Origin of the sequence: Celeribacter sp., from assembly GCF_048259695.1 — a bacterium.
In the GTDB taxonomy this organism is placed as follows: domain Bacteria; phylum Pseudomonadota; class Alphaproteobacteria; order Rhodobacterales; family Rhodobacteraceae; genus Celeribacter.
Genome location: NZ_JBLXHL010000007.1, coordinates 70,545 through 84,956, shown reverse-complemented (window position 1 = coordinate 84,956; position 14,412 = coordinate 70,545). Strand labels below are relative to the sequence as shown.

At 59.1% G+C, this 14,412-nt stretch carries 16 protein-coding genes; 9 read left to right on the top strand and 7 right to left on the bottom strand.

Annotated elements, in window-relative coordinates; genetic code table 11:
- Nucleotides 1-88: 88 nt before the first annotated feature.
- The 4 genes from ACN0Q0_RS13360 to ACN0Q0_RS13345 all read left to right on the top strand — a co-directional run bounded on the left by ACN0Q0_RS13360 (nucleotide 89) and on the right by ACN0Q0_RS13345 (nucleotide 4,231).
- The gene (locus ACN0Q0_RS13360; protein ID WP_417243902.1) at nucleotides 89-913 is read left to right on the top strand and encodes an EAL domain-containing protein; all 825 of its coding nucleotides are present in this window, start codon (nucleotides 89-91) and stop codon (nucleotides 911-913) included.
- 180 nt (nucleotides 914-1,093) lie between these two features.
- Nucleotides 1,094-2,269 carry an acetyl-CoA C-acetyltransferase gene (locus ACN0Q0_RS13355; protein WP_417243901.1) on the top strand — a complete coding sequence of 392 codons (1,176 nt, stop codon included), beginning with the start codon at nucleotides 1,094-1,096 and terminating at the stop codon, nucleotides 2,267-2,269.
- A 280-nt stretch (nucleotides 2,270-2,549) separates the two neighbouring features.
- Nucleotides 2,550-3,272: an acetoacetyl-CoA reductase gene (gene phbB / locus ACN0Q0_RS13350; RefSeq protein WP_417243900.1), complete on the top strand. Its 723-nt coding sequence runs from the start codon at nucleotides 2,550-2,552 to the stop codon at nucleotides 3,270-3,272.
- Nucleotides 3,273-3,367: 95 nt separating this feature from the next.
- Nucleotides 3,368-4,231, top strand: a complete 864-nt coding sequence (locus ACN0Q0_RS13345; RefSeq protein WP_417243899.1) for a DMT family transporter — start codon at nucleotides 3,368-3,370, stop codon at nucleotides 4,229-4,231.
- A 26-nt stretch (nucleotides 4,232-4,257) separates the two neighbouring features.
- On the opposite strand, the gene ACN0Q0_RS13340 is transcribed toward ACN0Q0_RS13345, so the two are convergent.
- The 3 genes from ACN0Q0_RS13340 to ACN0Q0_RS13330 form a co-directional block, all read right to left on the bottom strand.
- Complete coding sequence (locus ACN0Q0_RS13340) at nucleotides 4,258-4,425, bottom strand: YdcH family protein (protein WP_417243898.1); 168 nt, start codon at nucleotides 4,423-4,425, stop codon at nucleotides 4,258-4,260.
- Nucleotides 4,426-4,569: 144 nt separating this feature from the next.
- Nucleotides 4,570-5,340, bottom strand: a complete 771-nt coding sequence (locus tag ACN0Q0_RS13335) for a tRNA1(Val) (adenine(37)-N6)-methyltransferase (RefSeq protein ID WP_417243897.1) — start codon at nucleotides 5,338-5,340, stop codon at nucleotides 4,570-4,572.
- Nucleotides 5,337-5,555 (bottom strand): DUF2007 domain-containing protein, encoded by a 219-nt coding sequence (locus ACN0Q0_RS13330; protein ID WP_417243896.1) that lies wholly within the window; start codon nucleotides 5,553-5,555, stop codon nucleotides 5,337-5,339. Before ACN0Q0_RS13330 ends, ACN0Q0_RS13335 begins: the two co-directional genes overlap by 4 nt.
- Nucleotides 5,556-5,634: 79 nt before the next feature.
- Between ACN0Q0_RS13330 and ACN0Q0_RS13325 the strand changes: the two genes are divergently transcribed.
- Nucleotides 5,635-6,633: a polyprenyl synthetase family protein gene (locus ACN0Q0_RS13325; protein WP_417243895.1), complete on the top strand. Its 999-nt coding sequence runs from the start codon at nucleotides 5,635-5,637 to the stop codon at nucleotides 6,631-6,633.
- Between the two features lie 16 nt (nucleotides 6,634-6,649).
- Here the strand turns inward: ACN0Q0_RS13325 and ACN0Q0_RS13320 are convergent, their stop codons facing one another.
- The 3 genes from ACN0Q0_RS13320 to ACN0Q0_RS13310 form a co-directional block, all read right to left on the bottom strand.
- Nucleotides 6,650-7,480 carry a 4-(cytidine 5'-diphospho)-2-C-methyl-D-erythritol kinase gene (locus tag ACN0Q0_RS13320; RefSeq protein ID WP_417243894.1) on the bottom strand — a complete coding sequence of 277 codons (831 nt, stop codon included), beginning with the start codon at nucleotides 7,478-7,480 and terminating at the stop codon, nucleotides 6,650-6,652.
- Nucleotides 7,470-9,110 (bottom strand): tetratricopeptide repeat protein, encoded by a 1,641-nt coding sequence (locus ACN0Q0_RS13315; protein ID WP_417243893.1) that lies wholly within the window; start codon nucleotides 9,108-9,110, stop codon nucleotides 7,470-7,472. Before ACN0Q0_RS13315 ends, ACN0Q0_RS13320 begins: the two co-directional genes overlap by 11 nt.
- Nucleotides 9,111-9,295: 185 nt before the next feature.
- On the bottom strand, nucleotides 9,296-10,948 hold the full coding sequence (locus tag ACN0Q0_RS13310; RefSeq protein ID WP_417243892.1) for an electron transfer flavoprotein-ubiquinone oxidoreductase: 1,653 nt from the start codon (nucleotides 10,946-10,948) through the stop codon (nucleotides 9,296-9,298).
- A 255-nt stretch (nucleotides 10,949-11,203) separates the two neighbouring features.
- Between ACN0Q0_RS13310 and greA the strand changes: the two genes are divergently transcribed.
- The 4 genes from greA to ACN0Q0_RS13290 are packed head-to-tail and all read left to right on the top strand — an operon-like array spanning nucleotide 11,204 to nucleotide 13,759.
- Complete coding sequence (gene greA, locus ACN0Q0_RS13305) at nucleotides 11,204-11,674, top strand: transcription elongation factor GreA (protein WP_417243891.1); 471 nt, start codon at nucleotides 11,204-11,206, stop codon at nucleotides 11,672-11,674.
- A 30-nt stretch (nucleotides 11,675-11,704) separates the two neighbouring features.
- Nucleotides 11,705-12,718 carry a hypothetical protein gene (locus ACN0Q0_RS13300; RefSeq protein WP_417243890.1) on the top strand — a complete coding sequence of 338 codons (1,014 nt, stop codon included), beginning with the start codon at nucleotides 11,705-11,707 and terminating at the stop codon, nucleotides 12,716-12,718.
- Nucleotides 12,719-12,722: 4 nt separating this feature from the next.
- Complete coding sequence (locus ACN0Q0_RS13295; RefSeq protein WP_417243889.1) at nucleotides 12,723-13,436, top strand: AzlC family ABC transporter permease; 714 nt, start codon at nucleotides 12,723-12,725, stop codon at nucleotides 13,434-13,436.
- Entirely contained in the window at nucleotides 13,436-13,759 is a 324-nt protein-coding gene (locus ACN0Q0_RS13290; RefSeq protein ID WP_417243888.1) for an AzlD domain-containing protein, read from the top strand. Before ACN0Q0_RS13295 ends, ACN0Q0_RS13290 begins: the two co-directional genes overlap by 1 nt.
- On the opposite strand, the gene ACN0Q0_RS13285 is transcribed toward ACN0Q0_RS13290, so the two are convergent.
- The gene (locus ACN0Q0_RS13285) at nucleotides 13,748-14,386 is read right to left on the bottom strand and encodes a hypothetical protein (protein ID WP_417243887.1); all 639 of its coding nucleotides are present in this window, start codon (nucleotides 14,384-14,386) and stop codon (nucleotides 13,748-13,750) included. The genes ACN0Q0_RS13290 and ACN0Q0_RS13285 overlap by 12 nt on opposite strands.
- Nucleotides 14,387-14,412 lie beyond the last annotated feature (26 nt).

Below are 14,412 nucleotides of genomic sequence, written 5' to 3'. Positions count from 1 at the left end.
GTTATCTCTCTTGGCTGCAATGTGAATATCAACACAGCGACGCAAACCAGCTTCCCGATAAGGGTCACGTCAGAAAGGGCCAAGTCAGATGATCGATTCTTACATGCAGAACGATATGGAATCCCCACTGGCGGCCGCCGTGGCCGAACGTGATAGAAACACGCTTCAAATGGTGCGCGATGCCATCCGCAAAAAACAGGTGCTGCTCGCATATCAACCGATTGTACAATCCGCACGCCCCGACAAACCCGCCTTTTGGGAGGGGCTGATCCGCGTCCTTGACGACAATGGTCGCGTCATCCCCGCGCGGGAGTTCATACATACGGCGGAAACATCGGAAATGGGGCGTATTCTCGACAGTCTCGCCCTTGAATACGGCCTTGAAACCCTGGCCGAAAACCCCGAACTGCGCCTTTCCATCAACATGTCGGCGCGCTCCATCGGCTACCCGAGGTGGATGGAAACACTCAAACGTGGTCTGGAACGCGACCAGACCGTTGGGGAACGTCTGATCCTCGAGATCACCGAAAGCTCCGCGATCATCATGCCCGATCTGGTGACCGTCTTTATGCAACAACAACAAGATCGCGGCATATCGTTTGCTCTGGATGATTTCGGAGCGGGATACACGTCCTTCCGCTATCTGCGCGATTTCTATTTTGACATGATCAAAATCGATTCCTCGTTCATTCGCGGCATCGCCCAGAGCCCTGACAATCAGGTCCTCACCGCCTCGCTGATTTCCGTGGCACAGCATTTCAACATGTTCACGGTCGCCGAATTTGTCGAAACACAGGAGGACGCCGCCTATCTCGTCGGCGCAGGGATCGACTGTATGCAGGGTCACTACTTTGGCGCCGCAACGATTGATCCGCCGTGGCGACGCCAAGCGGCCCACAAAATCGCTGTTTAACCGCGCTCGACTGTCGCATTTCGTGATTTTGCGCTAACAAATGGACCGCGCCCCCTCGCAAAGGTTGATTACGCTGCACGCGCAGCATACACCTTTATACCGAGGGGAGGCGCAACATTGTTGCAAATACCACGCCCATTGGGCAATCTCCCCAAACATCATTTGGGAGAGAATGCTACCATGACCAATGTCGTTATCGCATCTGCAGCACGAACCGCCGTCGGAAGTTTTTCGGGAGCCTTCGCCAACACCCCTGCACATGACCTCGGCGCCGCCGTGCTTGAGGCGCTTGTCGCCCGCGCCGGCATCGAAAAGGGCGAAGTGAGCGAAACCATCCTCGGTCAGGTCCTGACTGCAGGTCAGGGACAAAACCCAGCACGCCAAGCCCACATCAACGCCGGACTTCCCATTGAGTCCGCCGCGTGGGGCATCAATCAGGTCTGTGGCTCCGGCCTGCGCACTGTCGCGCTCGGCGCACAGCACATCATGCTCGGCGACGCCGACATTGTCTGTGCCGGCGGTCAGGAAAACATGTCGCTGTCCCCCCACGTTGCCTACCTGCGCGCGGGTCAGAAAATGGGCGACATGCAAATGATCGACTGCATGATCAAAGATGGCCTGTGGGATGCGTTCAACGGCTACCACATGGGGACCACCGCCGAAAACGTGGCCAAACAGTGGGAAATCAACCGCGAGATGCAGGACGCCTTTGCTCTGGCTTCACAAAACAAAGCCGAAGCGGCGCAACTCGCGGGTAAATTTGACGACGAGGTTATTCCGTTCACCGTCAAAACCCGCCGCGGCGAAACCGTTGTCGAAAAGGATGAATACATCCGTCACGGCGCCACCCTTGAGAGCTTGCAAAAGTTGCGCCCTGCCTTCGACCGTGAGGGGTCCGTTACAGCGGGCAACGCATCGGGCCTGAACGATGGCGCCGCAGGTGTGTTGCTGATGTCCGCCGAGAACGCGGCCAAACGCGGCATTCAACCGATGGCCCGCATCGCGTCCTACGCCACCGCCGGCCTCGACCCGTCCATCATGGGTGTCGGCCCGATCCATGCCTCGAAAAAGGCACTCGCGAAAGCAGGCTGGAAAGCCTCAGACCTTGACCTCGTGGAGGCCAACGAAGCCTTTGCCGCACAGGCCTGTGCCGTAAACAAGGACATGGATTGGGATCCCGCCGTGGTCAACGTCAACGGCGGTGCAATCGCCATCGGCCACCCGATCGGGGCCTCCGGCGCACGGATCCTCAACACCCTGTTGTTCGAAATGATCCGCCGCGACGCCAAAAAAGGGCTCGCCACATTGTGCATCGGCGGCGGAATGGGCGTCGCGCTGTGCGTTGAGCGCGACTGATCGCCACCACATCACGAAACAAAGGGGCGCCAAGAGGCGCCCCTTTTTTGTTCACCTGCCTAAAGCACCGGTTTTCTAAAATAACTCTTGCTTAATCGCGGCTTACACCTTGTCATAGACGGAGATGATTGAAGGTCCAATTCACATAGTCCGAACGGAATCAACAAACTCACATGCTGCAGCGCAATATTTTTCTGCACCGGCTAAGTAATTTTGTTGCTAAGTTAAATGTGTTTGGATAACAACATTACTGAGAGAAATATGATAGGGAGGAGTCACCATGTCTAGAGTTGCACTTGTTACGGGCGGGTCGCGCGGCATTGGCGCGGCAATCGCCAAGGAACTGAAAGACAAAGGCTACACCGTCGCCGCATCCTACGCCGGCAACGACGAGGCCGCCGCCGCATTTACCGACGAGACAGGCATCAAGACCTATAAATGGAATGTCGCCGATTATGACGCGTCCAAGGCGGGCATCGAACAGGTCGAGGCCGACCTCGGCCCCATCGACATCGTTGTCGCCAACGCCGGCATCACCCGCGATGCGCCCTTTCACAAAATGACACCGCAACAGTGGCAGGAGGTCATCGACACCAACCTCACAGGCGTGTTCAACACCGTTCACCCCGTTTGGCCCGGCATGCGCGAGCGCAAATTCGGCCGCGTGATCGTGATCTCGTCGATCAACGGTCAAAAAGGCCAGTTTGCGCAAGTCAACTACGCCGCGACCAAAGCGGGCGATCTTGGCATCGTGAAATCACTGGCCCAAGAGGGCGCACGCGCAGGCATCACCGCCAACGCAATTTGCCCCGGCTACATTGCGACCGAAATGGTCATGGCCGTGCCGGAAAAAGTCCGCGAATCCATTATTGGCCAGATCCCCGCGGGACGCCTGGGAGAGCCCGAAGAGATCGCACGCTGCGTGGCCTTCCTCGCCTCCGACGACGCGGGATTTGTCAACGGTTCGACGATCTCCGCCAACGGCGCACAGTTCTTCGTCTAGGCCACGATCAAACCAAATGAACAGGCCGCCTTTCGGGGCGGCCTTTTATATGCATGCGCTATTGCGCAGTCCCGCCTTTCAGGCTTAATGCCCCCATGTCAAAAACAACCGCCACACTCATCGGATTTGTCGCCGTCCTGCTATGGGCGCTGTTGGCGCTGTTTACCGTTGGCGCCCACGAGGTTCCCCCGCTGCAACTCAACGCCGTGTGCTTTGCCATCGGCGGCACCATTGGCGTCATCTGGACCACGGTGAGCAAACGGTGGGGCGAATTGCGCACTGTGCCGCTTTCGATCTACGCCTTTGGCACCGTCGGTCTGTTCGGCTATCACTTTCTCTACTTTTCCGCCCTGCGGGCAGCGCCCCCCGCCGAAGCGGGGCTTATCGCCTACCTCTGGCCACTGTTGATCGTGCTGTTCTCCGGTCTTCTACCGGGCGAGCGCCTGCGGCCGCTGCATCTGATCGGCGCGGCGGTGTCCTTTGTCGGGGCGGCCCTGATCGTCGCCCAAGGGGCGGCGTTCTCGGGCGCAAACGGTTTGGGCTATCTTCTGGCCGCGGGATGCGCGCTGACATGGGCGAGCTATTCGGTCCTGTCGCGCCGCTTCGGATCGGTGTCGAGCATGGTGGTCACGGTCTATTGCCTTGCCACCGCCGCACTGTCGTTGCTCGCCCATATGGCGCTTGAGCAAACGGTCTGGCCCTCCACATCACACGGATGGGCAAGCATGATTGCGCTCGGCATCGGTCCCGTTGGCGCGGCTTTCTATGTCTGGGATATCGGGGTGAAACGCGGCAACATCCAACTGCTTGGCACCGCGTCCTACGCAGCTCCGTTGCTGTCGACCATCGCGTTGATCGTCGCGGGCATCGCAGAGCCCCGCGCAACACTGGTGCTTTCGGCGATCCTGATCACCTGTGGCGCCGGAATGGCAGCTTATGCGAGCCGCCATTCCGAATGATATACGCAAGCAACGCCTAACGTGTGTTAGGTCGTGGAGAGACGCAAAATCTCTTCCTTCAGGCGCAGTTTTTTCTTTTTGAGATCAGTAATTCGAGCATCATCTACGCTCGGTGCGCGTTGTGCCGCCTCGACGGCTTCCGACAGGGATTGGTGTTTTCTCTTCAATTCTTCCAGGTGGGAACTCAAACTCATTGTGTCTCCTCTCTCTGTAAAACTCAGCTCTACTGTAAAAGCTGTGTAACGATTGCAGCATAGAAATTGAGTCGTGTCACGGGGTTGATTTGTAACGATATGACCAGTGCAGGGTGACACGCGAAATATTGCCAAAGAGTTAACCTATGCCCACGCAATTGCCTGTGCATTGCGCAAGATTCCGCTGACCTGCGGCGTATAGCTGTCTGCATCGCGTTCATGGTGCGCGCCCGCGTGCATCATCAGGGGCGCCTGTAGGACAAAATCCGCTCGTCCGCCCTTGCGCGCCTGCACGATGACCAACTGTGCGGGGCGGGCCACACGCGGTTGCACCGGCAAAACACGCACCGATCCGAGCCGTCCGGAAAGCGCCCCAAGCACATCAGGCAGGCGGTCGGCCTTCTGGATCATGGTCAGGTACCCCTTGGGCGCAAGCCGCCGCGCCGCCACATCGACCCACGCGGCAAGCGGCGTATCCCCGCCAAGCGCCACATCGCGCCCCGCGTCCTGTGCCGATGTCGATTTGCCGCGTTGGTAATAGGGCGGGTTGGCGATGACGTGATCGAACCGTCGGGCTTTGACCTCGGGCGGCAAGTGACGCAGATCGGCCTCGATCACCTGCATCGCGGCGCCATTGGCCTGTGCGTTGCGCCGCGCCAGACCGGCATACTCCGCTTGCATCTCGATGCCGACAAACGACAGACCCGAAACGCGCGCATTCAAACACAGCGACGCAGCACCTGCGCCACAGCCCAGTTCCAAAATCTGTTGGCCGGCCTGTGCGCCGGTTGCGGCGGCCAATAAAACCGGATCGACACCTGCGCGATACCCTTTGGCGGGTTGCACCAACCGCACCCGCCCCCCCAAAAAATCATCACACGTCTCGTCGGACGTCGGCGTGGACGCGGGCGTCACATCGGCTCCAGATCGAAACCGTTGTCCTTAAGGATATGACGCGCAAGGAACAGGTCCTCATCGCGCACCATCAAACGGCGCGGCAATATGCCAATGGACCCGTCAAGGACGCTCATATGGACGTCCATTTCAAAGCAAGTTATATCCTCACCCGAAAGCAACGCCTGAGCGAAGGCAATCTGTGTCGGATCATTGGTGCGAAGCAATTGTTTCATGCGTCAATTTAAGAACAGATGATTGCAAATGTCGAGCAACTGTCGACGGTGCAATCACGGCAATGAGGGATGAAACCTGATGGGTTTGGATAAGGTCGTCGAGAAACCACATGAACGCCTCGCCACGCATCTTGCGGGTGAGCTTGCCGATGTGAATACGCTGATCCGCGAACGCATGGCGTCCAAACACGCGCCGCGCATTCCCGAAGTGACCGCGCATCTGGTTGAGGCGGGCGGAAAACGTCTGCGCCCGATGCTCACACTCGCCGCCGCGAAACTGTGTGGCTATGACGGCCCCTACCACATCCACCTCGCCGCCACGGTCGAGTTCATTCACACCGCCACGCTGCTGCATGACGATGTGGTGGACGAAAGCGCACAGCGGCGCGGGCGCCCCACGGCCAACCTGTTGTGGGACAACAAATCATCGGTTCTGGTCGGGGACTACCTGTTTGCCCGTGCGTTCCAGTTGATGACAGACAGCGAAAACATGCGGGTTCTGCACATCCTGTCGAACGCCGCCGCAACCATCGCCGAGGGCGAAGTGTTGCAACTGACCGCAGCCCAGGACCTCAAAACCAGCGAAGAGGTTTACCTGCAGGTTGTCCGCGGCAAAACCGCCGCCCTGTTTTCGGCCGCGACCGAAGTCGGCGGCGTGTTGGCCAACGCTGACGAAAGCGTCATTCAGGGCCTGTTCGACTATGGCGATGCACTCGGGATTTCGTTCCAGATCGTTGACGATCTGCTCGACTACTGGGGCTCGGACAAAACCGGCAAGAACATCGGCGATGATTTCCGCGAACGCAAAATGTCGCTCCCGCTGATCAAGGCCGTGGCCAAAGCCGATGACGCGGAGCGCGCGTTTTGGACCCGCACAATTGAAAAGGGCAAACAGGACGAGGGTGACCTCGAACACGCCATCGCCCTTTTGACCAAACACGGCGCGTTGGACGAGACCCGTCAGGTCGCCCTCGAATGGGCCGACAAGGCCAAGGCAGCCCTCAGCACAGTGCCTGCGGGCGACATCAACGACATGTTGTCCCAGATCGCCGATTACGTGGTTGAACGGCTGCGATAACGGCGGGTTTCGGGGATCAGGCGGGCAATGTGCTTGCCGACTTGACCCACCACCACGGGTTGCCTTCGGAGAGTTGCGCGGCGGCACGTGCGGCGGCATCCCTGTGTTCGAACAGCGCAAAACAGGTCGCCCCTGATCCCGACATACGGGCGATCAGAACTTCGGGCAAAAGCGCAAGCGCCGTCAGCACGGCCGCAATTTCAGGCACGACAGTGATCGCGGGGCGTTGCAGATCGTTGCGCTGTGTGGTCAGCCAATCGGCAAACGCCACCCCATCAGGCCACTGCGGCAAATCCACGGGCATCGGATCGTTGTCCTTGACCTGCAACTGCTTGAACACTTCAGGCGTCGAGACCGCGATCCGCGGGTTCACCAACACCATGTGCAGCGCGGGCAATGTCACGGGGTGAACATCCTCGCCGATGCCGCGCATCCGCATCGGTTTGGCCCGCAAACACACCGGCACATCCGCGCCCAGTGCCAATGCGCGTTCAGGCGTCACGGGGTCCGCCCCCAAACGTGCGGCGGCTTTGAGCGTGGCGGCGGCATCCGTTGATCCGCCCCCCATGCCCGATGAGGGCGGAAGCCGTTTATCGAGGCCGATCTGCATCGGCAAACCCGCCAGTCGAGCCGCTTGCATCACAAGATTGGAACCATCGGTCGGGACCCCGTCCGCAAAGGGTCCCGTGACCGTCAGGCTGTTATCCTCGGCCACGCTTGCGGTGATTTGATCGCCCGTATCGACAAAGGCCACCAGACTGTCGAGCACATGATACCCGTCCTCGCGCTGTCCGGTGACATGCAAGGTGAGGTTGATCTTGGCGGGGGCGAAAACCTTAACCGTCATTGAGCGGGCGCGTGGGCTGCGCACCCTCCTGAATCAAAACACGGTCCAGACCGATGTCGAGTTTAAGGCGGATACGCTCTGCGTCCTCCTCTTCGGGCTCGAACGACAGGGCGCGGTGCCATTGGAATTGCGCCTCGCGCTCGCGCCCCACAGCCCAATACACATCGCCAAGGTGGTCATTGATAATCGGGTCAACCGGCATCAAGGCCGCCGCTTTTTCCATCGGGGCCAAGGCTTCGTCATACCGCCGCAAACGGTACAGACCCCATGCAAGACTGTCGGTGATATAGCCGTCATTGGGTCGCGCCGCCACCGCCTGACGGATCATGGCCATGGCCTCGTCAAAATTGATATTCAGTTCGAGAAACGAATAGCCCAGATAGTTGAGCACCGATGGCTGCCCCGGTTCCAACTCAAGCGCCTTGCGCAAATCGGCTTCGGATTCGTCCCACATATCGAGCTGTTCATAGGCAATTCCGCGGGTGAAAAACAACGGCCACTGCGCACGGGTTGGGGTCTCGAACAGATCAATCGCCTGTGTATACACCTTGATCGCGCCCTGATTGTCTTCACCGCGGCGCAAGGCATCGCCCAAGGACACAAGCACATCGGCCCGTTCGGGACGCGCCTCGGCCAACTGCCGCAGAGCCTCCAGTTCGGCGTCCTCACGCCCCGCATTGCGCAACGTTTCGGCACGCCCCAAGGCCGCAAGGTGATAATTCGGGTCGTTTTCGGGCAGGCTCTCATAGACCTCGGCGGCAAGGTCAAAGTTCCCCAAAGAGTTCAAAAGCTCGGCCGTCAACAGCACGAATTGCGCCCGCTCGGGGCGCAGCTCCAACGCGATCCGCGCATAGAGCAACGTATAGGCATTGCTCGGCCCCCCCACCAAAGCAGCGCTGATTTCATAGAACACATTGGCAAATCCGTCGGTGGCGGTCGTCAGCTCGACGAAGGGCACCGTTTTGCCCGCCCGCATGGCCTCGGCCAAAGCATCCGCCTCCGGATCTGCCGCCCCCGCAAAAAATTTGTCGTAAAGGGCCAAGGCCTCGTCACTGCGTTCAAGTTGGCTCAGCATCTGAATCCGTGCAATCAACGCATCCCGGGTCTCCGGGGCGCCCGGCTCGGACAAAAGCGCCTCGCCGCTTTCGAAATCACCCACCATCGCATAGGCCATCGCCTTGTTGAACGGCCCGAAAAACTCGGAGGCCTGCCCCTTGCGGGTCGCGGCATCAAAGGCCGCAACAGCATCATCCATTTCGCCCTTGCCGACATACGCCCATGCCCGCATGAACCCGTCCACGACCGAGGAAATAGATTGTCCGGCGTCAAGCGCGGCGATGATTCCATCAAAATCACCCGCCTTGACCATCAGGGAAAAGGACGCCATCGCCGCGATCTGGTTGCCCGGCTCAAGGCTTTCCAAAAGGGTCGCGTACCCTTTGATCTTGTCGAAATCACCATGCGCGATATGGGCTGACACCACCGCCTCCAACAGCGCAATATCTTTGGGCGCCTCGACCAGTGCCGCGGTCGCGTAATGCGCCAGTTCTTTGAAGTTGTTGTCAAAAGTGGCCTGACGTGACGCCAGATAGGCCCCCGCATCCGCATGAAGCGGAGCAACGCTACCCATCCCGAGGCTCATACTCAAAGCAACGGTACTTAAGGCTCGGGTCAAAAACGATGCGCGTGTGAACACGTGGCGGTCTCCTTGTATGAACGTCTTTCACCCTAACCGCACGTCCAATGCACCGCAACGCAAACGGGAGCCAATTGCGGCTCCCGTTTCAACTGTTTCAGACACGATCCTGTGAGAGATCACATATTGCCGTAGTTCGGCCCATCGCCCCCTTGGGGAACGGTCCATGTGATATTCTGGCTCGGTTCCTTGATGTCGCAGGTTTTGCAATGCACGCAGTTTTGGAAGTTGATCACGAATTTGGGCTCATCGCCCGCCTCCCCGACATATTCGTAAACCCCCGCAGGGCAATACCGTTGGGACGGTCCCCCAAAGACGGCGTAATCCACATCAATGGCCACACCCGGATCCTTGAGTTGAAGGTGCGAGGGTTGGCTTTCCTCGTGGTTGGTCGCCGCAAAGGACACGTTGGTCAGCCGGTCAAACGACAAAACCCCATCGGGTTTCGGGTAGGTGATTTCGGGATAATCCACCGCTTTGCCCGTGGCCGCCGCGTCGGTTTTGCCGTGCTTGAGCGTCCCGAACATAGAAAACCCGAACAGGTTGTTGGTCCACATATCAACGCCACCGAGGGCCAAAGATGCGGACATGCCGAGCTTGGACCACAACGGTTTGACGTTGCGCACGCGCTTGAGATCTTTGGCCACGACGCCTGTGCGCAATTCGGCCTCGTAGGCCTCCAACACATCGCCCGACCGGCCCGCCTTGAGTGCCGCCACAACCGCTTCCGCCGCCGCCTTGCCCGAGAACATCGCGTTATGGTTGCCCTTGATGCGCGGCACGTTGACCAAACCCACCGAACACCCGAGCAACGCCCCTCCGGGAAAGACCGCCTTTGGCATCGACTGATACCCGCCCTCGGAAATAGCACGCGCACCATAGGCGACACGTTTTCCGCCCTTGAGCAATTCGGCCACCATCGGGTGATGTTTGAACTGCTGGAATTCCATGTAGGGGAACACGTTGGGGTTTTTGTAGTTCAGGTGGACAACGAACCCGATAAAAATCTGGTTGTTTTCGGCGTGATAGATGAACGCGCCACCGCCCGCTTTGCCACCCAACGGCCACCCCATCGTGTGGGTGACAGTGCCCTCTTTGTGCTTGGCGGGATCAATGTCCCAAATCTCTTTCATGCCAAGGCCGAACTTTTGCGGCTCACGGCCTTTGGACAGGTCGTATTTCGCAATCACGTCTTTGGCGAGCGATCCGCGCACACCCTCCGACAACAGCACGTATTTGCCGTGCAGCTCCATCCCCGGCTCATAGCCCTCGGACGGGGTGCCATCGGGGTTCTTGCCGAACTCGCCCGCAACCACGCCTTTGACCTCGCCGTTCTCGCCATAGACCAGTTCGGAACACGCCATGCCGGGGAATATCTCGACCCCCATGTCCTCGGCCTGCTCGGCCATCCAACGACACACATTGCCCATCGACACGATGTAATTGCCGTGGTTGTTCATCAATGGCGGCATAGGGAAATTGGGGATGCGAATGTGACCCGCTTCGCCAAGCATATAGAAATTGTCTTTCGTCACCTTGGTGGAAACCGGCGCACCGCGCTCTTTCCAGTCAGGGATCAAGGCGTCCAGACCACACGGGTCAAGAACCGCACCCGACAGAATATGTGCACCGACTTCGGAGCCCTTTTCCAGAACGACGACGTTCAAATCCGCGTCCAACTGTTTGAGACGGATGGCCGCAGATAGGCCGGACGGCCCCGCGCCTACGATTACGACGTCATATTCCATCGTTTCGCGTTCAATGTTTGACATTATATTACTCCCTCAATCCAGCGGCTCGTTGCGCCTTCCTACCCCCATCATAAGGGTGGGGTCAATTTGATCCTACCGTTTCGTGGCGTCCGAACCAGTGCATTTAGGACGCTTTTTGCCCCTTCCCCGCCGATTGGTCGCCCTGCCTCTTGCATTTGCCTGATGAGTACTGTTGTGGTGTTGTGACACAAACAAAAAGCGACGCGGGAGGCCCACGGGCCGGTCTCGCGTTTTTCGTATCTGAGAATGAGTGCCATGGAAAAAATCTTGACGACCCGGGCGGGTCACATCGCATTGAACGCCGAGCTGAAAAACCTTAAATCCGTTGAGCGCCCCGCAATCATTCAGGCGGTCGCAGAGGCGCGTGAGCATGGCGATCTATCAGAAAACGCCGAGTACCACTCCGCGCGCGAGAAACACAGCTTCATCGAGGGCCGGATCAAGGAACTCGAAGGAATTCTGTCACTGTCCGAAGTGATCGACCCCAAAACCCTGTCGGGTGGCATCAAATTCGGCGCCACCGTCACGATTGTTGACGAGGACACAGACGAGGAAAAAACCTATCAGATCGTTGGCCAGTACGAGGCCGACATCGAACGTGGTTTGCTCAACATCCAATCGCCAATCGCGCGTGCCTTGATTGCCAAAGAGGAAGGCGACAGCGTGACCGTGCGTACCCCCGGCGGTGAAAAAAGCTACGAAATTCTCAAAGTCGAATTTATCTAAGCCCCGCACTCTTTGCTCGTGGAGGCCGCTTTGGCTGAAGAGAAATCCAGACCGCACATCGAACTCGGCGTCTATCAGCGCCCCGAAGCAGATCAGCGCATCACCGCCACCGAGGTTATCGCGGGCGTGCTGTCGCTGATCTGGCTCGCCATGACGGCGGGGTTTTTCCTGATCGTCGATGGCAGCGGCACAGAAGCGCCGTTTGACAGCATCCGCTTTGTGATGATTCTGATCGCGATTTTCATGCCCGTTGCCATGATCTGGGTCGGCGCTCTTGCGGTGCGGGCCTCGGCCACCATGCGCGAGGAAAGCCGCCGCCTGCAAACTGCCATCTCCGCGATGCGCCAAAGCTATCTGGCCCAACAACACAACGGTGGCACCTCTCAATCGGTCGAGAAAAAGCTCGAAGAAATCGCAGCGGCACAACGCAAAACCGAAAGCACACTGGCCACCTTTACCTCCGTGCGTCCCGCCGCGACCCCCGCCGAGGACCGTTTGGCCATTCCGTCTCCGTTGCAGATGGATGAACAGGCCTCGCTCGAACTGGGAACCCCGTCAGAGGCATTGGCCCCGCCCCTGTCCGTGGCCGATTTCATCAAGGCATTGAATTTCCCCGAAACCGCCGAAGACAAAGAGGGCTTTCGCGCCCTGCGCCGCGCCCTGTCGGATCACAAGGTGAGCCAGTTGGTCCACGCCGCGCAAGATATCCTGACACTGCTGAGCCAGGATGGCATCTACATGGATGATCTCACCCCCGACCGCGCCCGCCCCGAAGTGTGGCGCAAGTTCGCCAAAGGCGACCGTGGCGCTTCCGTGGCGCCCCTTGGCGGGGTGCGCGACCGCTCGTCTCTGGCGCTGACCTCCGCCCGGATGAAACAAGACGCGATTTTCCGCGATGCCGCGCACCATTTCTTGCGCAAGTTCGACAAGACATTGGCCGAGTTTGAAAACTCCGCCTCGGACGAAGAGATTTCCGCCCTCTCCAACACCCGTACCGCCCGCGCGTTTATGTTGCTCGGACGCGTCACCGGCACGTTCGACTGACGCTATGGCCACACTCATCCGATCCCGTTTTTGGCGCGGCACCGTTGACGGTTTGCCATTTCATCTGGTTCTCGTACCGTTTGGCGCCATCTTTGGCGTCATCGCCACCGAAGCCGGCCTGAACCTCGTGCAGGTCATGGGCTTTACCGTGCTTGTGATTGCGGGGGCGGCGCAACTGACCGCGATGCAGTTGATGTTGGATAACGCGCCGACATTGGTGGTGATTGTCACCGCCCTTGCCGTCAATTTGCGCATGGCGATGTATTCCGCATCGCTTGTGCCACACTTTGGCGCATCACCGTTCTGGATGCGGGCTCTGGCGGCCTATTTCCTGTTTGACCAACCCTATGCGCTCTCCGTCATCTCGTTCGAAAAAGAGCCACACCGCTCAGCCGTTGAAAAGGTCAGCTACTTTCTCGGCGTTGGCATCCCCTTGGCCATTTCGTGGTATGCCGCAACCCTGGCAGGGGCCTTGCTTGGCGAACGGATCCCCGCGGACATGGGCGTCGACTTTGCCGTTCCGCTCACCTTTATCGCCGTGGTTGCCCCGATGATGCGCTCCGTGGCCCATGTCGCAACCGCGCTCACCTCGGTCGTGCTTGTCCTCGCGCTTGGCTTCATGCCCTACGGGTCAGGCCTGCTTGTTGCAGCGCTCATCGCCTTGTTTGTCGGGGCGCAGGTCGAGATATGGACCGATAAGAAAAAGGCAGACCTGTGATGGACATCTCCCCCACCCAGATCTGGATCATCATCGGCGTCCTTGGCGTCTGCACCTATCTGATCCGCCTCTCGTTCATGGGGTTGATCGGGGATCGCCCGCTGCCCGAATGGCTGTTGCGGATGCTGCGCTACACGCCCGTTGCGGTTCTACCCGCCGTGGTCGCCCCGATGCTGATCGGCTCCGGCGCGCATAGTGGCGATCCGCTGCGCATTGGCGCGGCACTGGCCACGCTCGTCGTTGGACTGACAACACGCAACGTGCTTTGGGCCATCGCAACGGGGTTCGGGATCTTGTTCGGCGTTGGTGCGTTACTCGGCTAACGCCGCCACAACATCACCACGCAACCGGAGGTCCGGCGCCTGAATAAGGCCGGAGTTGTCATCAGGCGAGTCGTCAAAATGCGTCTTGGATGTGGCGCCCTTCGCCTCGAAATAGGCGGTGAGCCTGTTGGGGAACATCGTGCCCGGCGCATCCTGAAACCCTGGCAAACTGGCCAGAATACTCGAAATACTCCGCGCACATTGCGCCTTTGGCACCGCGCCATAGCTCTGGATACGGGCCAATGCGAACTCGGCCACCTGTGGCGGGACCACGATGGTTTGTTCGATCACGTTATATGTCTCGCGGGCGTGGTAATCGACGTAAAAGGCCACCGCCGCATCGCTCATGCCGAACACGACGTCATTGCGCTCGGGCAGATGGGGGTGTTTGAATGTACCGGCGGGATCGAATATCACGCGTTGCGACGGCGCATTGACCAAAAGGCCGGAATGCGCGCCTGATCCGCTTCGCTTGCCGACAACCGTAAACAGCGTCAGCGACGCAGGCGCCCCGCTAACGTATCGCGCACGCGACACATCGGCCTCAGAGGCCCACCGCGGCTCAGCCGCGCCACAGGCCGTCAGGACAAAAAGGGAAAGGACCACCAAAAGGCGCGACAGCGACATACCAGTGATCCTTCATTTCTGATCCG

Excerpts from the sequence above, each read along its gene's own strand:
- ACN0Q0_RS13310 (WP_417243892.1), bottom strand. The coding sequence starts at position 10,948 with ATGTCAAACATTGAACGCGAAACGATGGAATATGACGTCGTAATCGTA.
- ACN0Q0_RS13345 (WP_417243899.1), top strand. The coding sequence starts at position 3,368 with ATGTCAAAAACAACCGCCACACTCATCGGATTTGTCGCCGTCCTGCTA.
- ACN0Q0_RS13360 (WP_417243902.1), top strand. The coding sequence starts at position 89 with ATGATCGATTCTTACATGCAGAACGATATGGAATCCCCACTGGCGGCC.
- ACN0Q0_RS13290 (WP_417243888.1), top strand. The coding sequence starts at position 13,436 with ATGGACATCTCCCCCACCCAGATCTGGATCATCATCGGCGTCCTTGGC.
- ACN0Q0_RS13285 (WP_417243887.1), bottom strand. The coding sequence starts at position 14,386 with ATGTCGCTGTCGCGCCTTTTGGTGGTCCTTTCCCTTTTTGTCCTGACG.
- ACN0Q0_RS13340 (WP_417243898.1), bottom strand. The coding sequence starts at position 4,425 with ATGAGTTTGAGTTCCCACCTGGAAGAATTGAAGAGAAAACACCAATCC.
- phbB (WP_417243900.1), top strand. The coding sequence starts at position 2,550 with ATGTCTAGAGTTGCACTTGTTACGGGCGGGTCGCGCGGCATTGGCGCG.
- ACN0Q0_RS13295 (WP_417243889.1), top strand. The coding sequence starts at position 12,723 with ATGGCCACACTCATCCGATCCCGTTTTTGGCGCGGCACCGTTGACGGT.
- ACN0Q0_RS13355 (WP_417243901.1), top strand. The coding sequence starts at position 1,094 with ATGACCAATGTCGTTATCGCATCTGCAGCACGAACCGCCGTCGGAAGT.
- ACN0Q0_RS13325 (WP_417243895.1), top strand. The coding sequence starts at position 5,635 with ATGGGTTTGGATAAGGTCGTCGAGAAACCACATGAACGCCTCGCCACG.
- ACN0Q0_RS13330 (WP_417243896.1), bottom strand. The coding sequence starts at position 5,555 with ATGAAACAATTGCTTCGCACCAATGATCCGACACAGATTGCCTTCGCT.
- greA (WP_417243891.1), top strand. The coding sequence starts at position 11,204 with ATGGAAAAAATCTTGACGACCCGGGCGGGTCACATCGCATTGAACGCC.
- ACN0Q0_RS13320 (WP_417243894.1), bottom strand. The coding sequence starts at position 7,480 with ATGACGGTTAAGGTTTTCGCCCCCGCCAAGATCAACCTCACCTTGCAT.
- ACN0Q0_RS13315 (WP_417243893.1), bottom strand. The coding sequence starts at position 9,110 with ATGGGTAGCGTTGCTCCGCTTCATGCGGATGCGGGGGCCTATCTGGCG.